We start from the raw sequence: 21,088 nt of genomic DNA on the forward strand, positions 1-21,088 counted from the left end.
AAAGTTGAAAATTAATCAATCCAAAACCATCAATGCATGGTGCATGTATGACTGGGCTAACTCAGTTTATGCAATTGTTATAAAGTCGTCAATTTTTCCGGTTTTTTATAATACAGCAACTCAAAATGCCTTTGATGGGGATATAGTTGATTTTTTTGGTTTTCAATTCGTTAATACTGCATTGTATTCATTTGCTATATCTTTTAGTTTTTTAGTCGTTGCAATAATTTCTCCTCTTCTTTCTGGTATTGCTGACTATTCTTCCAATAAGAAAGCTTTTATGAAGTTTTTCACTTATTTAGGAGCACTTTCATGCATCGGTTTATTCTTTTTTACTGGAGAAAATGTGGAATGGGCCATTATTTGCTCTGTTTTGGCAAGTATTGGATACACAGGGAGCCTTGTTTTTTATAACTCATTTTTACCTATAATTGCAACTCCCGACAGACATGATATTATCAGTGCCAAAGGCTTTTCCTTAGGCTATATCGGAAGTATTCTTTTGTTAATTATTAATCTTATTTGTATTTCAAATCCGCAATGGTTTGGTTTAGAGAGTACGGCCTTAATAGCCCGGTTCTCTTTTTTAACAGTGGGATTATGGTGGATAGGTTTTGCTCAAATAACTTTTAGTACTTTAAAGGAAACTAAAAGACCCATTAATTACTCTAAGTCTTTAATCATTAATGGATATAAAGAAATTGTAAAAGTTTTTAATGAAGTTAGGATTCAACCTATCTTAAAATTCTTTTTAACATCCTTTTTCTTTTATAGTATGGGTGTCCAAACAGTAATGTATATGGCCGCCTCATTTGGCAGTAAGGAACTTAATCTTCCAGGGGATAAATTGATTATAACTATTATAATAATTAATGCTGTAGCAATTATTGGTTCTTACGGATTTGCCTATATTTCAAAAAGGAAGACTAATAAGTTTTCTCTTTTGATTATGTTAGCTATTTGGGTGGGTATTTGTATTTATGCCTACTTCGTTTATACTGATTATCAGTTTTATATTTTAGCTCTTGTGGTGGGCTTAGTAATGGGAGGAATTCAATCTCTTTCAAGAAGTACTTATGCCAAATTAATGCCTAAAAACACCAATGATCAGGCCTCTTATTTTAGTTTTTATGATGTTACTGAAAAGTTAGCGGTAGTTATTGGTACTTTTTCTTATGGTTTTATTGAACAATGGACAGGAAGCATGCGCAATAGCACTATCACGTTAGGACTTTTCTTTGCAGTTGGAATTGGATTTTTATTAATGGCACGTATTCCTTCAAGCTTGAATTATAATAAAACCTAATTAATCTTCTGCATTTTGCATCTTTTCTTCCATCATTTTTTCTTTTCTTCTCATTTCTTCTTGAGTAGCTTCCAATTCCTCCATATTTTGCCTTAATTCTTCCTCTTGAGCTCTCATTTCTTCTGCCTGTTGTTGCATTTGCTCTAATAGAATTCGTGTTTTCTCATTATTTTGAGTGGTGGCAATGGCAGAAGCTACATATTCACCTGCTTTTTCTAAAAACTCAATTTCATGCTTCTCGAATTTTTTAAAAGAAGCTAATTCTATTAGTGATTGTACTTTGTCATTGTATAGCATAGGTACAATAGCCAGACATGTAGGAGTAGAGTCTCCCAGACCGGATTTAATGAATGTATAATTTTGAGGAATTTCAGTTAAAAATAAAGTTTCTTTTTCTAAATAAGTTTGCCCTACTAAACCTTGTCCAATCTCAACTTTTTTATTTAAAAATTTACGTCTATCAAAAGCATAAGCTGCTGATAACTCTAAGTATTTTTGATCTTCATCATCCTCATCTTGAACTAGTATAAACAAACTTCCTTGTTGTGCTCCTAAATATTCTGTTAAGTATTTAGTAGATTGAAAAGTGAGATCTTTAGTATCTTGTTCACTGTTTCGAATTATCTCTGTAAGTTTAGAAAGCCCCTCAGTTGACCATATTCGTTTTTTATTTTCAATATCAGCCAATTGCATTTGTTTTTTCATCTCAATGAGCTGACCTGCAAGATTCTCTTTATTTAGCTCTCTATTTTCTTCTGTCATTCCTTCCCATTCCACATTATATTCACCTGATGCCACTTTTCTAACAAATTGAGCAGCTTTTTTCAGATTACCGATAGAGCCATTTAATATTTTAGCAGCACCTCTGAAACGGGTATCACCATCATCGAATAAATATTTTTTATTATTATCCCTTAAATTAATTAATAAGGCAGTTCTGTTTTTTTCGTCTTTTCTGAGTTTAATTAAAATGAAGATCAGGGTAGGTAATCCAATTAACAATAGTAAAAGTTGAACTATAGTATTTTGAAAAATTGCTCTTTCATATCTTGATTGAGCTTTTTCTACCAGTTGTTTCTCAAAAGCATATAATCTAGATGTAAAGGCATCATTTATAGGCCAAAAAGTTCTACCAAAATCATCCTTTAGCAATTCTTTGTAAGCCTCTAGGTTATCATTTTTTAAATGACGTACCATTTCTTCATATAGATCAGCATATTTTTTAAAGCCAGCTTTTAATTTTGGGTAATTAACTGGATCTGAATAGCCTTGAATAGCAAAAAGGCTGTCTAATTTTTTGAAATTTTGACGGTTTTCTCGTCTTGCATTAGCAACACTCCAGAATAAAAAACCATCTTCTCTTATCAAAGCATAGCCTCTTCCGCTAATATCCATTTGTCGGATATTAAGTAATGTGTTTTCAGATACTCTAACTACCATATCGGCTTGTTCCTGCGTTTCTAAAGCGTCACTCATTACTTTTTTATTGTAAAAGGATAGCGTCACACTCAATAATATCAATGCAGAAACTGCATATATGGCTATGGATATCAAGTGTTTATTCAAAAAACTCCTCATAATTCTTAAAAAATTTATAAGATTAACAACATTAAATTAGAATATAAATCTGGCATAACAAAGACTTGATTAATTTAAAAATTGTGCTTTGATGTGCTTTTTATGATGAGATTTAATTTGATTGACGATTTTATTTTTAAATCCATTAATACTCATAAAATACCAGTAAAATAATAGATGGATTTTTTTTTATTTAATTATATAAAAAGTACTATTTTCATTCTTTAATCTAAAACTACGTAAAATGATGAAAAAATTACTTTTGGTGTGTTTTAGCTTTTGGTTATTTTCTTCTTATGCACAGGAAACTTATACAGTGAATGGTGTTAAAGATGAGAGACCAGGCTTACATGCCTTTATTAACGCAACATTACATGTTGATTATCAAACTTCAATTGAAAATGCAACATTACTCATTCAAAAAGGAGAAGTTATTGCATCCGGTAAGGATATTAAAGTTCCTAATGGTGCAATAATTCATGATTTGAAAGGGAAACATATTTATCCTTCTTTCATAGAACTATCTAGCAATATCGGGATGCCTAAAGCAGAAAGCAGTAGGAGTCCCGGGCCTCAATTAGGACCTAAAAAAGAGGGTGCTTATAATGCCAACGATGCTATAAAAGCTTATTTCAATGCTTATGAAGCATTTGAAGCGAAGAGTTCAGATGCTGATAAAATGCGTAAAGCTGGTTTTGGTGTTGTTTTAACCCATAATCAAGATGGTTTGGTAAGAGGTACAGGAACCGTTGTTGCTTTGCATGATGGGCCAGAGAATGAAATTATGTTGAAAGAATCTGCTTCACAGCATTTTTCTTTCAATAAAGGAACGTCAACTCAAGATAATCCATCTTCTTTAATGGGCGCTATTGCTCTGATTAAACAAACTTATTTAGATGCGCAATGGTATGCAAACCAAAATGATATGGTTGATATCGCTTTAGATGCATTCAATAAAAATAAAAGCTATCCTCAGTTTTTTGATGCAGATGGTGATAAGTTGTATGTTCTAAGAGCTGATAAATTAGGTGATGAATTTGGTGTTCAATATATCATAAAGGGAAATGGTGACGAATACCAGAGATTGGATGATATTAAGGCTACTAACGCCCAGTTAATCCTTCCGGTAAATTATCCTGAAGCTTACGATGTGGAAGATCCTTTTGATGCTTTAAATATCAGTCTTGAAGATATGAAACATTGGGAAATGGCACCATATAATTTGAAAATGGTAGCAGATAAAGGAATCAATTATTCTATTACTTCTGATGGTTTAAAAGACGCATCGAAACTTTCTGATATGATTTCTCAATCACTGGATGCTGGATTGTCCGAAGAGCAAGCCTTAAAAGCTTTGACTTATAATCCTGCACAGTTTATTAAAATGGAAGATAAACTGGGTAGTTTGACTAAAGGTAAATACGCCAACTTCATTATTACAGATGGCAGCCCGGTTAAAAAGGATACTAAAATTTATGAAAACTGGGTGCAAGGTAATCCTTATAAATACAATGATTATACCTTGGCTGAAATAGTAGGAAATTATACCTTAACTGTAGGGGATGAGAATTATCAACTGGAAATTAAAGGAGAACCAGGTAAGGAGAAATTTAAAATCATAGTGAATGACACTACGTCCTATGAAGTGAAATCAGAGATATCTAAACAGTTAATCAGCTTTTCTTTCAAAGATGAAGGCAAAGAAGAGGATGGAAAAATTAGATTATCAGGATGGTTGAAAGAAAAAGGATTGGCTGGAAGTGCTAAGATGCCGGATGGAAGTTGGGCGAAATGGAGTGCGACTTTGAATGAAGATGATTCTTCCGAAGATAAAGAAGAAGATAAAAAGGAAGATGAAAAAGAGGACAGTAAGATTGCTTCTTTGATTTATCCGTTCGTTGCTCATGGTAATACTGAAAGACCTACAGCAGAGACTATCCTGATTAAAAATGCTACAGTTTGGACTAATGAAACAGATGGTGTTTTAGAAAACACTGATGTGTTATTGGAAAATGGTAAAATTGCCAAAATCGGAAAAGATCTATCTGCTTCGGGAGCTAGAGAAATTGATGGAACTGGAAAACATTTAACTCCTGGAATTATAGACGAACATTCTCATATTGCTATTAGTAGAGGAGTAAACGAAGGTTCTGAGGCTGTTACAGCAGAAGTAAATATTGAAGATGTAGTGGATTCAGAAGATATTAATATCTATAGACAACTTTCCGGTGGTGTTGTTGCTTCTCAATTGTTACATGGTTCGGCTAATCCGATTGGTGGACGTTCCGCAATTGTCAAATTGAAATGGGGTTATAGCCCGGATGAAATGAAAATTTCCTGGGCAGATAAATTTATCAAATTTGCTTTAGGTGAGAATGTAAAGCAATCTAACTGGGGAGATAGAAATACTATTCGTTTCCCACAAACCAGAATGGGAGTGGAGCAAGTATTTGAAGATGCCTTCACCAGAGCTAGAGAGTATGAAGATGAATGGAAGGATTATAATGATTTATCGAAAAGAGACAAAGCGAATGCTACAGCTCCAAGAAAGGATTTAGAATTAGAAACAATCGTTGAAATTTTAAATAGTGAGAGATTTATTTCTTGTCATTCATATGTACAATCAGAAATCAATATGCTAATGGAAGTAGCGGAAAGATATAGTTTCAGAATCAATACTTTCACTCATATTCTAGAAGGCTATAAATTGGCTGATAAAATGAAAGAACATGGTGTTGGGGGTTCTACTTTCTCTGACTGGTGGGCTTATAAATTTGAAGTAAATGATGCTATTCCCTATAATGCAGCATTAATGCATGGAGAAGGTGTTGTTACAGCTATCAATTCAGATGATGCGGAAATGGGTAGAAGATTGAATCAGGAGGCTGGAAAAACCATGAAATATGGGGGAGTTCCAGTAGAAGAAGCACTAAAGATGGTAACTTTAAACCCTGCAAAGCTTTTACATTTAGATGATAGAATGGGAAGTATCAAAGTAGGTAAAGATGCTGATGTAGTACTTTGGAGTGCTGAACCACTTTCTATTTATGCAAAAGCAGAAAAGACCATAATCGAAGGAGCTGTATTTTTCGATAGAGAGGAACAAGAAGAGAATTTAGATGCTATACAAGCAGAAAGAGCGCGTTTAGTGGCTAAAATGCAAGGAGAGAAATCTAAAGGTAAATCGACTCAGAAGGCAATGCCTAAATCACAGATTATCTACCATTGCGAAACAGAAATTCAAAATTATTCATCTTTAAAATAAGCTGAAATGAAGATATTTAAATATATAGGAATAATAGTACTGAGTCTTTTTAGCTTCACGGCTATGGCTCAGGTACCGGCACCAGGAGAAGCTCAATCAGAGCCTATTGCCATCATGAATGCATATGCGCACTTAGGTAATGGCGAAGTTATTGAAAACTCGGTGATTACTTTTGAAAATGGTGTGATTACCAATGTGGCAGATGCTACTACCATTCGTTTGGATTTATCTAAATTTAAAGTAATTAAGGCAGAGGGTATGCACGTATATCCCGGATTGATAGCAAGCAATACCATCATTGGTCTGGAAGAGATTTCTGCAGTAAGAGCAACTAGAGACCAAGATGAAACGGGAGATTTTAATCCTAATGTAAGGGCTTTGGTTGCCTACAATACAGATTCTGAATTAATCCCAACTACTCGTTTTAATGGGGTGCTTTATGCTCAAACCACACCAAGGGGTGGAAGGATTTCAGGAAGTAGTTCTGTAATGAATTTGGATGCATGGAACTGGGAAGACGCTGTATTGAAAAATGATGAAGGTATCCATTTAAATTGGCCTTCCAAATTAAGAAGACCAAGATGGTGGTTAGGAGAAAACGAATGGAGTAGGAATAAAGAATATGATGTAGATTATCAGGAAGTCAAGAGCTTTTTTAATGATGCAGCCTCTTATAACCAGATTTCTCAACCCGAAACCACTAATTTAAAATTGGAAGCAATGAAGGGTTTATTCGATGGATCTAAAAATCTATATATTCATACCGATAGAGCCAAAGAAATTTTGGAGTCAATTCAGTTTGCAATGAAAATGGGCATAAAGAAAATAGTTCTAGTTGGAGGGGATGAAGCATATTATGTAAGAGACTTTCTAAAAGAAAATGATATACCGGTAATTTTAGAAGAAACTTTAAGATTGCCAAGCAGAACTTCAGATCCTGTGGATATGCCTTATCAATTACCTAATTTACTTCATGAAGCAGGTATTAAAGTTGCTATTGGCCAATGGGGATCAGTAATGCAAGTTAGGAATTTACCTTTTAGTGTTGGAACCGCAGCTGCTTATGGTTTAGGAAAAGAGGAAGCTTTAAGAATGGTAACCTTAAACCCAGCCGAAATAATGGGGGTTGACGATAATATTGGCAGTTTGGAAAAAGGAAAAGTAGCTTCAATTGTGGTTTCCAAAGGAGATATTTTGGATATGGAAGGAAATCAGATGGAATACGTTTTTATCGAAGGCAGACAAGTAACTTTAGAAGCTCATCAACAAAGACTATATCAAAAGTTTAAAGAGAAATTTGATCAGGAATAGGTATGATGATGGATATTGATCGTAGCTATCTACACTTAAATAAAAATAGAAAAACCGGCTCAAGGCCGGTTTTTCTATTTTACTTTAATTCGATTGAATATTGTCAATCAATGCTTGGACCGCTTTTCTATCTGATGTGGATATTTTTTCTTTTAATTCACCTTTTTCATAACTAGCAAAAAAGGGAAGACTATATACTCCAGCTGATAATCTTGCTTTTGGATTGTCAGGGGCATTAATTTCCACAAATTTTACATTCTCACATGATTCTTCTGCCATTTTCTTAAATTGTGGCTCAAATGCCTTACAAACTCCACACCAGTCAGCGTAGAATTTAACTACTACTCTCTCGTTATCATTCAGATGCTTTTCCAAATTAATATCGGTAACTTTTTCTATCATAGCTTAAAAAATTTATATGCATGTAGATACATGTAATTTCACATAATGTTTAAAGAAATCAATAATCTAGGATTTATAAGATGTAATATATGAATAGAAATATTTTTATCTATTTAAATAGTAAGTAGGTAAAGTTTGATTGTACTCAGAATTTTTATTAATAAACCACTTTAATTATGCATTCTAATTAAATTCACATTGATGATAGGAGGGCAATTTTAATATTTAATATGTAGGTTATTTTAAATACTTCCTATTAAAGTAGGTCATCAGTTTAATTTATAAAGCTATCCCGTAGAACTATTTTAATCTCTCTACCAACTCCTCCAAATTCTTAACCATAAAATCAGCTTTTTCCAATAAAGGATAATATACTTGTGAAGGCCTTTCGATAAAGGCAGTTTGCATACCAACTGCTTTGGCTCCAGCTAAATCCCAGGGATGGGCAGCTATCATCAAGGCCTCTTCTGCTGCAATATTCATTTCTTTTAGTACGTATTGGTAGGTTATAGGCTGTGGTTTAAAGCTTTTCACTTCCTCTACGCTAAACAATCGTTCAAAATACTGATCAATTCCGGCAAACTTCATCTGAGCTTTTACGGCTTCTAGAGAGCCATTTGTTAATGCAATAATTTGATAATTCATTGACTGAAATTTTTCCAATGCACTTTTTACTTCAGGGTGGGGAGGAAGCTCAGTTATCAAACTTAAAATACCACTGATTTCTTCTTCAGAGATATTTTTATTTAACTTTTCAGCAGTCATCCTTAGGGTAGATTTGCCGATTTCTCCAAAGCTATGGTATTGATTCGTAATGGATTTTACCATGGAATATTGAAGCAAAGTAGCAAACCAAAGACTAAATGAGGTTTTGTCCTGGAATTTATCCTGAATTTTAACTTTGATTTTTTCTAAATCTAATAAGGTTTCATTTACATCAAATACTAATAATTTTGGCTTTCTCATAGAATTGAATTAACAACAATTATATTTGAATCTCCTCACTTTTCTTTTTCCAAAATCTTAATAAGCTTTTTTAATTCAGGTATTATTTTGGATTTCATGTATTGGGTCACTTTATTATTGTAAAAACTAGGTCTTTCAAACTGGTTGATTAAATATCCTAAATTTTCAAAGCATGCGGCCAATGCAGTTCCTTTTAGTTTGTGTAAGACATTCCTTAAGGCTTGAATATTTTCAATATCAATGGTTTCATTAATTTGTCTTTCAAAGGTTATCATATTATCATAAGCCAAAGCAATAAAGCTTGAATAATTTGCTTCATTATGATAAAACCGCTTCAATAATTCTTCTTTATTAAAAGTTTTTAGTTTTTGTTGTTTACTTTTTTGCGTAGTTGTTTTATAATTAAAAAGGCCGCTTATTTCAAGTTTTTCTAATGTATTTAAAAAATCCTCCTGCGTTAATGGCTTTTCTAAAAAATCATCGATTCCAGCAGCTATTGCTACCTCTTTCTCTTCTTTTAATACACCTGCTGAAAGCGCGATGATTGGAGTTTTATCTTTTGGGTTTTCCAGAGTTCTAATGATTTCTGTAGCTTCAATACCACTCATGATGGGCATTTGAATATCCATTAATATCAAATTCGGTTTATGTTTTTTAAATTCTCTTATGGCTATTTCCCCATTTTCCGCATGTATTAATTCAGAATCTGGCAAAGTATTTTCTAATATTCGAATAATCAGAAATTTGTTGACTTCATTATCTTCTGCAATCAAAATTTTATTTAATTTGACTTTCTGCTCGACTTCAACATTATCTTGCTCACTTTGTAACTTTTTGTTTAAATCACCTGAATCAATATCATGTATCAATTTCAATAATTTAGTGGGAAGTACTGGTTTGGGTAATTTGAATATATAGGGTTCATCCACATATTCTGAATAAAAGAATTCACTTTCTATATGTCTATGTAAAATTATAACGGAACTGTTTTGTAATAATGTTCGCTCATTCAACATATTGAGTAGTTCAATGCCATTTATATTAGGCATTTCCTCATCAATAATGACTAGGTCAAAATCTTTTTCCTTTGATACTATTTTATGAGCCTCAACTGCAGATTGACAATAAACTGCTTGTACATTAAAGCCTTTAAATAATTTTTCAAATGATTGAATTTGTATGGGATTATCATCCACAACCAGCAGCTTTTGAATTTTTTCAAATGGTCGTTCAACTTCATTGAGCCTTAAAGTTTCATAGGTTTTTTTAATATCAATAATAAAGCTAAAATTACTTCCCTTGTTTTCTTCACTTTCCAGATGTAAACGACTTTTCATCATTTTCAAAAGTTTATTGGAAATGGTAAGCCCTAAACCAGATCCTCCAAATTTACGGGTAGTGGAAACATCTGCCTGCTCAAATGCTTGAAATATATTTTTCTGCTGCTTGGTGGAAATGCCAATTCCTGTATCTATTACCTCAAATTTGAGTTTATGATCTTTCTCTAATTTGCTTACTTTAAGAATAATATTTCCACTCTCTGTAAACTTGACAGCATTGCCTAAAAGGTTGATTAAGATTTGTCTGAGGCGTAATTCATCTGCTTCAAAATATAAGGGGACATCCTGATCAAAATCAATTAATAACTCCAGATTTTTTTGAGAGGCCTGGAAGGTGATAAAACTTATAGCAGATTCTACAAGATTTAAACCATTTATTATCTCCATCTGAAGTTTTAATTTCCCTGCTTCTATCTTTGAAAAATCGAGTATGTCATTGATAATAGCAAGCAATGAATTAGCTGAATTATAGATGTGTTGAGTGTAGTCAGATTGAAGAATATTCAAGTTGGTTTTTCTTAACAGATCGGAAAAACCAATTACACCATTCAAAGGTGTCCTTATTTCATGACTCATATTAGCTAAAAAAGTAGATTTAGCTTTATTAGCGGCTTCTGCAGCTTTTTTAGCTTCTAATAATTGTTTTTCGGCTTTTACCCTGTCACTAATGTCATTGAAAGTAACTAAAGCCCAATGGGTATCATCTTCCTCTATGATTTTAATATTGGCAGCAATCCAAATAGTTTTTTTAGTTCTCGTATTTAATAATTGAACTCTTATATCATTAAATGATTTCTTTTCTTTTAATGCGATGGCAACGGGATGTTCATGTTCTTTAAGTAAATTACCTTTTTCATCTAAAAGCTTAATGATGGTTCCCAGCAGGCGATTTCCAATCACCTCAGATTTTTTAATTCCTACTATTTGAGTGGCACTATCATTAATTGAACGAATAATCCCTTCTGAATCATAGAAAAGCAATGCCTCTTGCATAGAAGATATAATGTTCTGCAGTTGCTTTTCATTTTGATAAATTTTAAGCTCAGTATTTTTTCTATAAGTTATATCGGAAAGAGTGCCAAACCAATACCAATTGCCATCAATGTCTTTAGTAGGCTGAGAAGTAGCCTTTACCCACCTGGTTTTTGATTTCACTATTATTCTAAACTCCAGATTGAAATATTGATAATTTTCCAAAGCATAATTATTGGCTTTCAAAAACATTTCCAAATCATCTGGGTGCACAACCTCACTAGCAAAATCATTGGTGTCAATATCTCTGCCATCGACACCAATCATCTTTTTGAATGGGGGGCTCATGTAATTTAATTCTCCATTTCTATTGAGTTTATATACGCCAACAGGAATGTTTTCCACTAATTCATTATACTGCTTAGTTTTCTCTTTAAGTTCAAACTCGTTCTGTTTTTGTTCTTCAATATTTTGAATGGTGCCATGATAACGAATTAATTGTTCATTTTTAATTTCCGGAATTCCTATTATTCTTGCCCAAAATAGATTTCCCTTGCCAGAGACTAGGGGTACCTGAATATCATATCTATCTTGATTTTCAATGGCCTTTTCTATGACCTTCTTCATTTGGGGTATTGATTTTTTATCCGCAATAAAATCAAAAACTCCATTGATATGAGGAGAATAATCATCTCCCATTTCGTAAATATTTCTAGTATTTTCAGTCCAAAATATTTCTCCACTTTCAAGACCCCAAATCCATCCTCCAGTCTTGGTAATAAAATTCGTTTGTAGTAATAATGCTTTGGTTCTCTCTAATTCTATTTCGGCTTCTTTTCTCTCAGAGATCTCTAATAAAATCCCTGATTGATAATTAGGTGTTAAATCATCATTCAAATGTTCTACTCTGCCATTATTAAATACCCATACCCAATGGCCCTGCTTATGTTTGAGCCTGGTTTCAAACTCATAGTGAATTATGGGCTCATTTTTTCGAATTTGAAAGAAATTAACCATTCTTTCCATATCCTCATGATGAACGATTTCTAACCATTGCTGGAAACTTAGACTTTTTAATTCGCTCTTTTCATAGCCTAATATTTTAGCATAATTTTCATTTAAAATATAGCATTCTAGTTTTTTGTCCCAATCATAAGTACCCAAATTGGTGCTGGAAACAATTACATCTAATCTCTTTGTCTTTTGTGTTAAGGCTTCCTCAGTTTCTTTGAGCTGGGTAATGTCCTGTATGGTTCCTCTGTAAATTAAATTGTTTCCTTTTTTTATTTGTGAAGCAATTTGATGTACATATTTGACATTTCCTTTTTTGGTAATAACTCGGTGGGTGAGATTAAAATATCCTGTCTTTAATGCATTTATGTCCTCTTGATAGACTTTTGCCTCATCATCAGGGTGCACAAATTTTTTATAAGAGTCAAGTGTAGGTTTATAGGAATTGGGATCGCATTCAAATATTTCATATATAACCGGAGACCACTGAATTTTTCCAGAGTCCACATCAACTTCCCAATTCCCTATTTGTGCAAACTGCTGCGCCTCTAATAATCTCTTATTACTTTCTTCAAGATCACGTGCAATTAATGGATCATTTGATTTCATTATTCCCTATTGTATGTTCAAATTCATTCTTTATTTTGAATTTTTCAATTATTTAATGATTTAATTTCAAGAAACTTTTAGTGTATGTTATTTTAGTTACAAGCGTATCTTCAAAATTGCTTCAGAATTTAATTCTACTTTTGTTCTTTTATCAATAAAGTAGGTCTTCCTGTTGATACACATCAGAATATAAGAGACTTATGATATTGTTATAATTATAGAAATAGAGTAGTTTTAAACACTACAAAAAGGAAGATGAAAGTATTAATTGTGGAAGACCAAGTTGAATTGGCTAAAAATATTGAAGACTACCTTAAAAAAGAAGGTATTCAGACTAGTGTTGCCCCGGATTTTTTTACCGCTACGGATAAACTGGCTGCTTATGAATATGATGTAGTCATTATAGATCTGATGTTGCCGGATGGAAATGGTATGGATTTATTGTATTCATTAAGAGCTAATCGCAAAAATATTGGGACCTTAATATTATCTGCTAAAAATTCTATTGATGATAAGGTAAGGGGCTTAGATGCCGGAGCGGATGATTATTTAGGTAAACCTTTCCATTTATTAGAATTGGCATCCAGATTGAAAGCGATTTATAGAACCAGGAAGCAAGAAAGTAGTAATACTATTGAACTGGATAAAATTATTATTGATACAGATAAGAAAGAGGTTACGGTTCAAAACGAAAAAATTGATCTAACAAAAAAAGAATACGAAATGCTTTTATTCTTTGCCAATAATGCAAAAAGGGTGTTGACCAAACAAAATATAGCAGAGCACCTTTGGGGTGATTTTATAGATCAAAGTGATTCTTTTGATTTTGTTTATCAACATATCAAAAACTTAAGAAAGAAAATTCAAAAAGCAGCTGGCACGGATATTTTGGAAACAGTTTATGGTGTAGGTTACAAGCTTAAAAACTTATAATATGCGATTAATTACGAAGATAGTTTTAATATTTCTTGGACTTTCATTGCTAGTATTCATTGTTGGTGGGGTGGTTACGGTCCAAATTATTTCTAATGAAGTAAAAAAAGAGGAAAGATGGTTTCTGTTAGAAAGATTGAGTTCTACAGAAAAATACATTGAAAGAAGACAGCCTACCAAGGATATTATTCGAGATAAAGTCATGATCCTCCCTCAAAAAGATTCCATTGAAATAGATAATGTGATTTTTTCTGACACCATAGTACATCATAGTACATTAGAGCGACCTGAACAGCATAATAAATTAGATGTGGGTAAAAAAATTAAAGGCCGTTTTTATAAAATTACCCTCTATGATATTATAATAGAACAGGATGATATAGCAGATGGAGTAATTGAATCTTTAGTTAAAACATATTTGCTATTGTTTGTGGTCGTGCTTTTAGGTAGCTGGATGTTATCCAGAAAATTACTCAAGCCTTTTGAAGATACACTATCTGCCATTAAACGATTTGATATTAAAGAAAATGAACCTTTTGATTTACCTCAAACTGACACTAAAGAATTTAAAAAGTTAAATGATTTTATTGATCAAATGTCACAAAAAGTAATGGCAGATTACCAATCACTGAAAGAATTTACAGAAAATGCTAGCCATGAAATTCAAACACCCATCAGTATAGCAAAGGGGAAACTAGAACTTTTGCAAGATGGAAATTTAGACGAAGAACAGAAAAAATTGATATCTGAAGCATCTAAAAGTTTAAATAATTTATCAAAACTGGGGAATACATTAACGCTTTTAGCGAAAATTGATAATCAAGAATTTGAGCAAAAGGAAAGTGTAGATGTAAGTAATACTTTAGAAGATTTTATTGACGAATATGAAGAACTCATTTATTTGAAAGGGATTACCTTAAGTAAAAAAATTGAAACTGATATTGAGTGGAATATACATCCTGTATTGTTAGAAATTTTGATCACTAATCTTTTGAATAATTCCATCAAACATAATTTATCTTCGGGAGGATTTATAAAAGTATATTTAGAAAAGAATCAATTGATAATAGAGAATTCTGGTAAACCTTTAAGTCATGATCCTAATCTACTTTTTGCTCGCTTTAAAAAGGGTAATCAAAGTAGTTCTTCCCTGGGATTGGGGCTTGCCATCATTCATAAAATCTGCAAAGTCAGTGGATTAAATATAAATTATATAAATAAAGAACAACTCCATCAAATTACCATAGAAAACTGATAATCACCATTTAACAACTCCATATAATGTTTTATTGAGATATCCAGAACAATTACATTAAAAATATACTTGTAGCTACATATAATTTTTGGTCTAATGAGTGAAAATTCAAATTTTCTACAGAATTGGATCATAAATTTGTATTAATAAAGATTGAAAACCGTAGTTATGCATAATACAAGTAAAAATATTCTGAAAACATTTACCCTAATTTTATTTAGTTTATCCTCTATCACTTTGTGGGCACAGAGCACTAAGGTGACTGGTAAGTTGGTAGATGCTAAAACTAAAGAACCACTGGCTTATGCAAATGTAAGTGTGTTTAATGAAAATGAAGAACTAATTACAGGTACTGTTACCCCTGAATCCGGTAATTTTCAAATTCAAGTTGAAAGAGGTGAATATACCTTAAGGATTCAATTTATTTCCTACTTAACTATAAATAGAAAAATAAATGCTGATCAAAGTAGTATTGATTTGGGTACTATTGAACTAAGTGAGGATGTGAATCAGCTTTCTGAAGTAGAAGTCGTAGCCAGGCGACCTCAGATGGAAATGAAATTAGATAAGAGGGTTTTTAATGTAAGCGAAGACCTTAGTAATATTGGAAGCAATGCAGAATCTTTATTGGATAACCTTCCAAGCGTTACGGTAGATATAGATGGAAACGTTTCTTTAAGAGGTAGTGGAAATGTAAGAATTCTTATAGATGGAAGACCATCCGGTTTAGTAGGGATTAGCGGTGGCTCTGCTTTAAGACAAATTCAAGCTGATCAGATTGAGAGAGTAAAAGTTATTACAAATCCCTCAGCAAGATATGAGGCAGAAGGAAATGCTGGTATTATTAATATCATCATGAAGAAAGAGAAAAAAGGAGGTGTTAATGGTAGTATCAGTGCCAATTTGGGTTACCCTATAATTGGAGGTGTAAATAGCAACATCAACTATAGAAAAGGTAATGTCAACTTATTTGGTAGCTATGGAATTACTTATAGAGAAAACTTTGGTGGTGGCTTTATTGATCAAGAATTTTTTCCAGAAGATACTGCTTATTCAACTTATGTGGATAGGAAGAGGGAAAGAAGTGGTCTTTCACAAAATGCCAGATTTGGTATAGATTATAGCTTCAATAAAAGCACCACATTAACAGGTTCTTTTCTTTATAGAGTTTCAGATGAAAATAATTTGAGTTATAATTATTATGATGACTACAATGGAATCAACAGAGAAACAAGAGAATTAATTAGACGCTCTGTTAGAATTCAAAATGAAAAAGAAGATGAAGAAGTCATAGAATACGATCTTAATTTTACTAAAACATTTGGTGGTGATGATAACCATAAATTAACCGCTGATTTTCAATATAGAAACAATTCAGAAACTGAGGATTCTGATTTAAGGAATGAAAGATTTGTAATCTCAAGTAATCAATTTGTTGATAGTATTCAGCAACGCTCTTATGTAAATGAGTTTTCTGAAAATATCTTAATGCAAGCTAATTATGTGAAACCAATAGGGGAAAGTAGATCATTTGAAGCAGGTTGGAGAAGTACCTTACGAACTATCTCCAACGAGTATGAAGTAACTCAGGAAGTTGACGGACAGGAAGCAGATAGTGTTTTAGGTGATTTTACTAATGATTTTATTTATAATGAAAATATTCACGCCATCTACGCAATCTACAATAGTGAATTTGATAAATTCACTTATCAAATTGGTTTAAGAACAGAATTGACAGATATTACGACACAGTTGAAACAACCAGTAGATACGGTAAATGCACGTGATTATTTGAATTTTTTCCCTAGCGTATTTATGACTTATGAATTCACTAAATTACATACATTACAGGCGAGCTATAGTAGAAGATTTGATAGACCAAGATTTCGATCTTTAAATCCTTTCTCAAATTTTAATGATGATAGAAATATAAGAATAGGTAATCCAAATCTTAATCCTGAATTTACAGATTCCTACGAAATCGGATTGGTGAATAATTTTAGTGATGCCACGCTTTATAGCGGTTTGTATTATAGAAGAACTACAGGAGTAACGGAAAGAATTAACACTGTAATAGACGGGATTACTTATACACAGCCTCAGAATTTAGCGGAAAGAAATTCAATTGGTATTGAAAATAATTATTCTCATGATTTGAACGATTGGTGGAGACTGAATGGTAATGTTAACTTTTACTATTCTGAAACTTATGGCGTGGTGAATGAGAAAGTATTTTCAGCAGAAACATTTACAGCTTCAGGTAGAGCTACATCCCAAATGTCGTTTAGTAATGATTTTGATGTTCAATTAAGTGCTTTCTATAGAGCTCCTCAACAAACTACTCAAGGGACTAGAAAAGCCTTTTATATGGTGGATTTAGGCTTTAGTAAAGAAGTGTTGGATAAGAAAGGAACCTTAGCTTTAAATGTGAGAGATCTCTTGAATTCTAGAAAATGGAGAACCACTACCTCTGGTGATGACTTTTTCTACAATTCTGAATTCCAATGGAGAACAACTACTGTTACCCTTTCATTTGATTATAGAATCAATTCTAATAAAAGAAAAGGCGAAAGAAATAGAGAGGGTGGAGATTATGAAGGCGGAGGAGATGAATTTTAAATTTGTAAAGGGTTTAGTTTAACGATAGCGTGGAATGCAGTTCGCGTTTATTTCTCTTAAGCTTTTTACTGACTGCATCACACCCCACATCAAACGGCCACAAACAACTTTTCTCAAAAGCATTTCTATAAACTAGAATAATCTGCCATATTAGCTTTCTTTAAAATTCTAAAAACATGAGTGAGCAAAAGGCATTATGGGGTATTGATTTAGGGGGTACTAAAATTGAAGGTGTTATTTTAAAATCAAAAGATAATCCTGAAGTTTTATTAAGAAAAAGAATTGAAACAGAAGCAGATAAAGGTTACGAACATATAACTGATCGAATTAAATTATTGGTGAGTCAAATGGCTGAAGAGATTGGTTTTCAACCAAAATCTATCTGGATTGGTACTCCTGGTTCCACAGATCCGGAAAGTGGATTACTGAAAAATAGTAATTCTACTAACTTAAATCATAAACCACTACATAAAGACCTTGAGAAACTTTTAAAAATTCCTGTATTTATGGCGAATGATGCGAATTGTTTTGCCGTAGCCGAAACACAAATGGGCGTAATAAAAGATCAATTCCCCAAAGTTGAGGTAGTTTTCGGGGTCATTATGGGCTCAGGCGTTGGTGGCGGTTTGGTCATTAATGGAAAAGTTTGGAATGGAAAACATGGAATAGCAGGAGAGTGGGGTCATATTTTTTTAGATGCAGATGGAGAGGACTGCTATTGCGGAAAACACGGTTGCGTAGAAACCATATTAGCTGGAAAAGCATTAGAGCGATATTATAAAAAAATATCTGGAAAGGATAAGAAGCTTAAAGACATTATGGCTGATAAAAGTGATGATGAATTTGCTCAAAAAGCCTATGAACGTTTAATTCACTTTTTAGGAAAAGGTTTATCTGTTATAATCAATGTAATAGATCCTGACGTGATTATAATTGGCGGTGGAGTAGGAAATATTCCACACTTATATGATGAGGGTGTTGAGTCTGTAAAGCAATTTACTTTCAATCCTGATATGAAAACACCTATAGTAAAACCAAAGTTGGGTGACAGTGCAGGAGTTTTTGGTGCTGCTTTTTTAAATTCATAAGTGGGTGGTAAAAGCAATTTTTATATCTTTGCCAAATGAGTCACTTAATAGCCCCTTCCGTTTTAGCCGCTGACTTTGCAAATTTGCAAAGAGATGTGGAAATGTTGAATGAAAGTCAAGCAGATTATATCCATGTAGATATCATGGATGGTGTTTTCGTTCCTAATATTTCATTTGGATTGCCCGTTTGCGAAGCCATCTATAAACATGCTAAAAAGCCATTGGATGTGCACTTGATGATTGAAAAACCTGAAAATTATATTCAGGCATTTCATGATGCAGGTGCGGCCACTATTTCTGTGCATTATGAAGCTAGTCCTCATTTACACAGAACCCTTCAAGCCATTAGAGATTTAGGATTAAGAGCCGGAGTAGCCATAAATCCACATACCAATGTGTCTCTGTTAGAGAATGTAATTCAGGAAACTGATTTAGTATGTATGATGTCTGTTAACCCAGGTTTCGGTGGTCAAAAATTTATTGAGCAAACTTATACGAAAGTTCGTCAATTGAAAGAATTGATAGTAGATCAGAATGCTTCGACTTTAATTGAAATAGATGGGGGTGTGAATATAGACAATGCACCAAAATTATTGGAAGCAGGCGCTGATGTATTAGTTGCTGGAAATTTTGTTTTCAAATCTGAGAACCCAATACATACTATACAGGAACTAAAAGACGTTTCTATCTGATAAATAGCTGGCAGTACATGCGTCCAATTTTCTTTTTATTTTTAGTGTTTTTTACTCCATTTATTTCATTGGGACAAACCCAAAGCTTAAAAGGGAGAGTGATAGATTCTAGAAATAATGAAGGTATTGCTTCAGCAGGCATTCAATTAATAAATACGAAATTCAGTACCCAAACAGACAGTTTGGGTTTTTTTATTTTAAAAGTCCCCCAACAAACGGAATATCGTTTAACAATTTCACATGTCAGTTATATTAATCAAGACATTAAAATTCAAGGTATTGATTCAGCCATAATTCAAATGCAGATTGATAATCTGCTTTTGCAACAGGTGGATGTCAGCGGCCAGACTGATAATTTGCCAAGAAATGGTCTGCAAAAAATAGAACCAATCTCTGTAAATGAAACAGCTACTCCTTTTAATGAATTTAATCAATTGCTTACCACGCTTCCTGGTGTGGTTTCTAATAATGAGTTGAGTAGTTCCTATGCGGTTAGAGGTGGGAATTTTGATGAAAATTTGGTTTATGTAAATGGAATGGAGATTTACAGACCTTTTTTAGTAAGGGCGGGCCAGCAGGAAGGATTAAGTTTTATCAATCCAGATTTGGTGGGTAGTATTGAATTTTCAGCAGGAGGTTGGGAAGCAAAATATGGGGATAAACTTTCAAGTAATCTTCTAATCGACTATAAAAAAACAGAAGAAACAGAAGGGAATATAAATGTGGGGCTTTTAGGGGCTTCAGGTTACTTATCAACTCAATTTAATGAGAAAGACAATTTGTTACTTGGGTTAAGATATAAGAACGCTAAATATTTATTTAATACTTTTGAAACTGCAGGAGAATATTTACCCCGTTTTCTTGATTTCCAGGCTTTTTACAATTATCGATTTTCAGATAAAACTACTTTAGATTTATTGGCAGTATTTGCACAAAATGATTACCGGATAGAGCCGGCATCGCGAGAAAGTGACTTCGGTTCTTTTCAACAAAAGTTAAGGTTTTTAGTGGCTTACGAAGGAGTAGAATCATTAAGTTATAGGAGTTTTCAAGGCGGGGCTAGATTACGTCATTTATTTACTGATAACTTCCGAACCTCTGTAATATTATCCGCTTTCTCCACTTCTGAATTTGAATATAGTAATACAGAGGGGTTTTACCAACTGTGTGATGTTGACAGAGATCTGTCTTCTGACACATTTGATGAATGTATCAGTTTAAGAGGGATAGGGGCCAATTATAATTATGCTCGTAATTTTCTTTATGCACAAGTAGCCCAGGCTATTATTCGAAACGACTGGCAAATTCAGAAAGACCACCTTTTGGCATTCGGATTGGAATATAAAAAACAATATGTAAATGATTATTTAGATGAATTTGAATTTAGAGATTCAGCTGATTTTGCTCAAGTTAATCGAGTGATCAAACAAGAAAACAATTTGCAAGCGACTTTTGCAAATGTTTATGTTCAGCATGAATGGCAAATAAATACTCGTCATTCTTTGAATTCAGGTCTGAGATTAAATTACGGGTCCAATACAGGCGAGTGGTTGCTTAGTCCGAGAGTTCAGTATCAAGTAATTTTGCATGATGATAAAAGTGGGAAGCTTAATTTTTCTACCGGACTTTATCGTCAATATCCTTTTTACAGGGAATTACGAGATTTCTCTGGAAATATAACACCAGACGTTCGAGCTCAATCCGCTGTTCATTTTGTAGGGAATTACACAAAAAATTTAGA

The 21,088-nt window shown here is 33.0% G+C and carries 13 protein-coding genes; 9 read left to right on the forward strand and 4 right to left on the reverse strand.

Features of this window, described 5'->3' with window-relative positions:
• Positions 1-4 precede the first annotated feature (4 nt).
• On the forward strand, positions 5-1,306 hold the full coding sequence (locus Q0L29_RS08625; protein WP_296620844.1) for an MFS transporter: 1,302 nt from the start codon (positions 5-7) through the stop codon (positions 1,304-1,306).
• Here Q0L29_RS08625 and Q0L29_RS08630 read toward each other — a convergent pair whose 3' ends face one another.
• The gene (locus Q0L29_RS08630) at positions 1,307-2,884 is read right to left on the reverse strand and encodes a GAF domain-containing protein (protein ID WP_296620846.1); all 1,578 of its coding nucleotides are present in this window, start codon (positions 2,882-2,884) and stop codon (positions 1,307-1,309) included.
• Between the two features lie 244 nt (positions 2,885-3,128).
• On the opposite strand from Q0L29_RS08630, the gene Q0L29_RS08635 reads away from it, so the two are divergent.
• Positions 3,129-6,149, forward strand: a complete 3,021-nt coding sequence (locus Q0L29_RS08635; protein WP_296620849.1) for an amidohydrolase family protein — start codon at positions 3,129-3,131, stop codon at positions 6,147-6,149.
• A gap of 6 nt (positions 6,150-6,155) precedes the next feature.
• On the forward strand, positions 6,156-7,460 hold the full coding sequence (locus Q0L29_RS08640) for an amidohydrolase family protein (protein ID WP_296620850.1): 1,305 nt from the start codon (positions 6,156-6,158) through the stop codon (positions 7,458-7,460).
• A gap of 84 nt (positions 7,461-7,544) precedes the next feature.
• On the opposite strand, the gene Q0L29_RS08645 is transcribed toward Q0L29_RS08640, so the two are convergent.
• From Q0L29_RS08645 to Q0L29_RS08655, 3 genes are all read right to left on the reverse strand, one after another.
• Positions 7,545-7,862 (reverse strand): co-chaperone YbbN, encoded by a 318-nt coding sequence (locus Q0L29_RS08645; protein WP_296620852.1) that lies wholly within the window; start codon positions 7,860-7,862, stop codon positions 7,545-7,547.
• Between the two features lie 300 nt (positions 7,863-8,162).
• On the reverse strand, positions 8,163-8,828 hold the full coding sequence (locus tag Q0L29_RS08650; RefSeq protein WP_296620854.1) for a haloacid dehalogenase type II: 666 nt from the start codon (positions 8,826-8,828) through the stop codon (positions 8,163-8,165).
• Positions 8,829-8,863: 35 nt separating this feature from the next.
• Positions 8,864-12,760, reverse strand: coding sequence for a PAS domain-containing protein (locus Q0L29_RS08655; RefSeq protein ID WP_296620855.1), 3,897 nt, complete (start codon positions 12,758-12,760; stop codon positions 8,864-8,866).
• Positions 12,761-13,015: 255 nt separating this feature from the next.
• Here Q0L29_RS08655 and Q0L29_RS08660 point away from each other — a divergent pair, with 255 nt between their 5' ends.
• From Q0L29_RS08660 to Q0L29_RS08685, 6 genes are all read left to right on the forward strand, one after another.
• The gene (locus Q0L29_RS08660) at positions 13,016-13,693 is read left to right on the forward strand and encodes a response regulator transcription factor (RefSeq protein ID WP_296620857.1); all 678 of its coding nucleotides are present in this window, start codon (positions 13,016-13,018) and stop codon (positions 13,691-13,693) included.
• Between the two features lies 1 nt (position 13,694).
• Positions 13,695-14,948 carry a HAMP domain-containing sensor histidine kinase gene (locus tag Q0L29_RS08665; RefSeq protein WP_296620859.1) on the forward strand — a complete coding sequence of 418 codons (1,254 nt, stop codon included), beginning with the start codon at positions 13,695-13,697 and terminating at the stop codon, positions 14,946-14,948.
• Between the two features lie 168 nt (positions 14,949-15,116).
• Positions 15,117-17,567 (forward strand): TonB-dependent receptor, encoded by a 2,451-nt coding sequence (locus Q0L29_RS08670; protein ID WP_296620861.1) that lies wholly within the window; start codon positions 15,117-15,119, stop codon positions 17,565-17,567.
• Between the two features lie 176 nt (positions 17,568-17,743).
• A complete protein-coding gene (locus tag Q0L29_RS08675; RefSeq protein ID WP_296620863.1) occupies positions 17,744-18,655 on the forward strand; it encodes an ROK family protein in 912 nt (303 codons plus the stop codon).
• Positions 18,656-18,690: 35 nt separating this feature from the next.
• The gene (rpe, locus tag Q0L29_RS08680) at positions 18,691-19,347 is read left to right on the forward strand and encodes a ribulose-phosphate 3-epimerase (protein WP_296620864.1); all 657 of its coding nucleotides are present in this window, start codon (positions 18,691-18,693) and stop codon (positions 19,345-19,347) included.
• A gap of 17 nt (positions 19,348-19,364) precedes the next feature.
• Positions 19,365-21,088: TonB-dependent receptor (locus Q0L29_RS08685; protein WP_296620866.1), on the forward strand; the 1,724-nt coding region annotated here is incomplete at its 3' end.

Origin of the sequence: Marivirga sp. (genome assembly GCF_024636815.1) — a bacterium.
Lineage (GTDB): Bacteria > Bacteroidota > Bacteroidia > Cytophagales > Cyclobacteriaceae > Marivirga.

What these genes read in the sequence shown, in the direction of transcription:
- Q0L29_RS08635 (WP_296620849.1), top strand. Translation starts at nt 3,129, where the DNA reads ATGATGAAAAAATTACTTTTGGTGTGTTTTAGCTTTTGGTTATTTTCT.
- rpe (WP_296620864.1), top strand. Translation starts at nt 18,691, where the DNA reads ATGAGTCACTTAATAGCCCCTTCCGTTTTAGCCGCTGACTTTGCAAAT.
- Q0L29_RS08630 (WP_296620846.1), bottom strand. Translation starts at nt 2,884, where the DNA reads ATGAGGAGTTTTTTGAATAAACACTTGATATCCATAGCCATATATGCA.
- Q0L29_RS08665 (WP_296620859.1), top strand. Translation starts at nt 13,695, where the DNA reads ATGCGATTAATTACGAAGATAGTTTTAATATTTCTTGGACTTTCATTG.
- Q0L29_RS08645 (WP_296620852.1), bottom strand. Translation starts at nt 7,862, where the DNA reads ATGATAGAAAAAGTTACCGATATTAATTTGGAAAAGCATCTGAATGAT.
- Q0L29_RS08660 (WP_296620857.1), top strand. Translation starts at nt 13,016, where the DNA reads ATGAAAGTATTAATTGTGGAAGACCAAGTTGAATTGGCTAAAAATATT.
- Q0L29_RS08640 (WP_296620850.1), top strand. Translation starts at nt 6,156, where the DNA reads ATGAAGATATTTAAATATATAGGAATAATAGTACTGAGTCTTTTTAGC.
- Q0L29_RS08670 (WP_296620861.1), top strand. Translation starts at nt 15,117, where the DNA reads ATGCATAATACAAGTAAAAATATTCTGAAAACATTTACCCTAATTTTA.
- Q0L29_RS08675 (WP_296620863.1), top strand. Translation starts at nt 17,744, where the DNA reads ATGAGTGAGCAAAAGGCATTATGGGGTATTGATTTAGGGGGTACTAAA.
- Q0L29_RS08650 (WP_296620854.1), bottom strand. Translation starts at nt 8,828, where the DNA reads ATGAGAAAGCCAAAATTATTAGTATTTGATGTAAATGAAACCTTATTA.
- Q0L29_RS08655 (WP_296620855.1), bottom strand. Translation starts at nt 12,760, where the DNA reads ATGAAATCAAATGATCCATTAATTGCACGTGATCTTGAAGAAAGTAAT.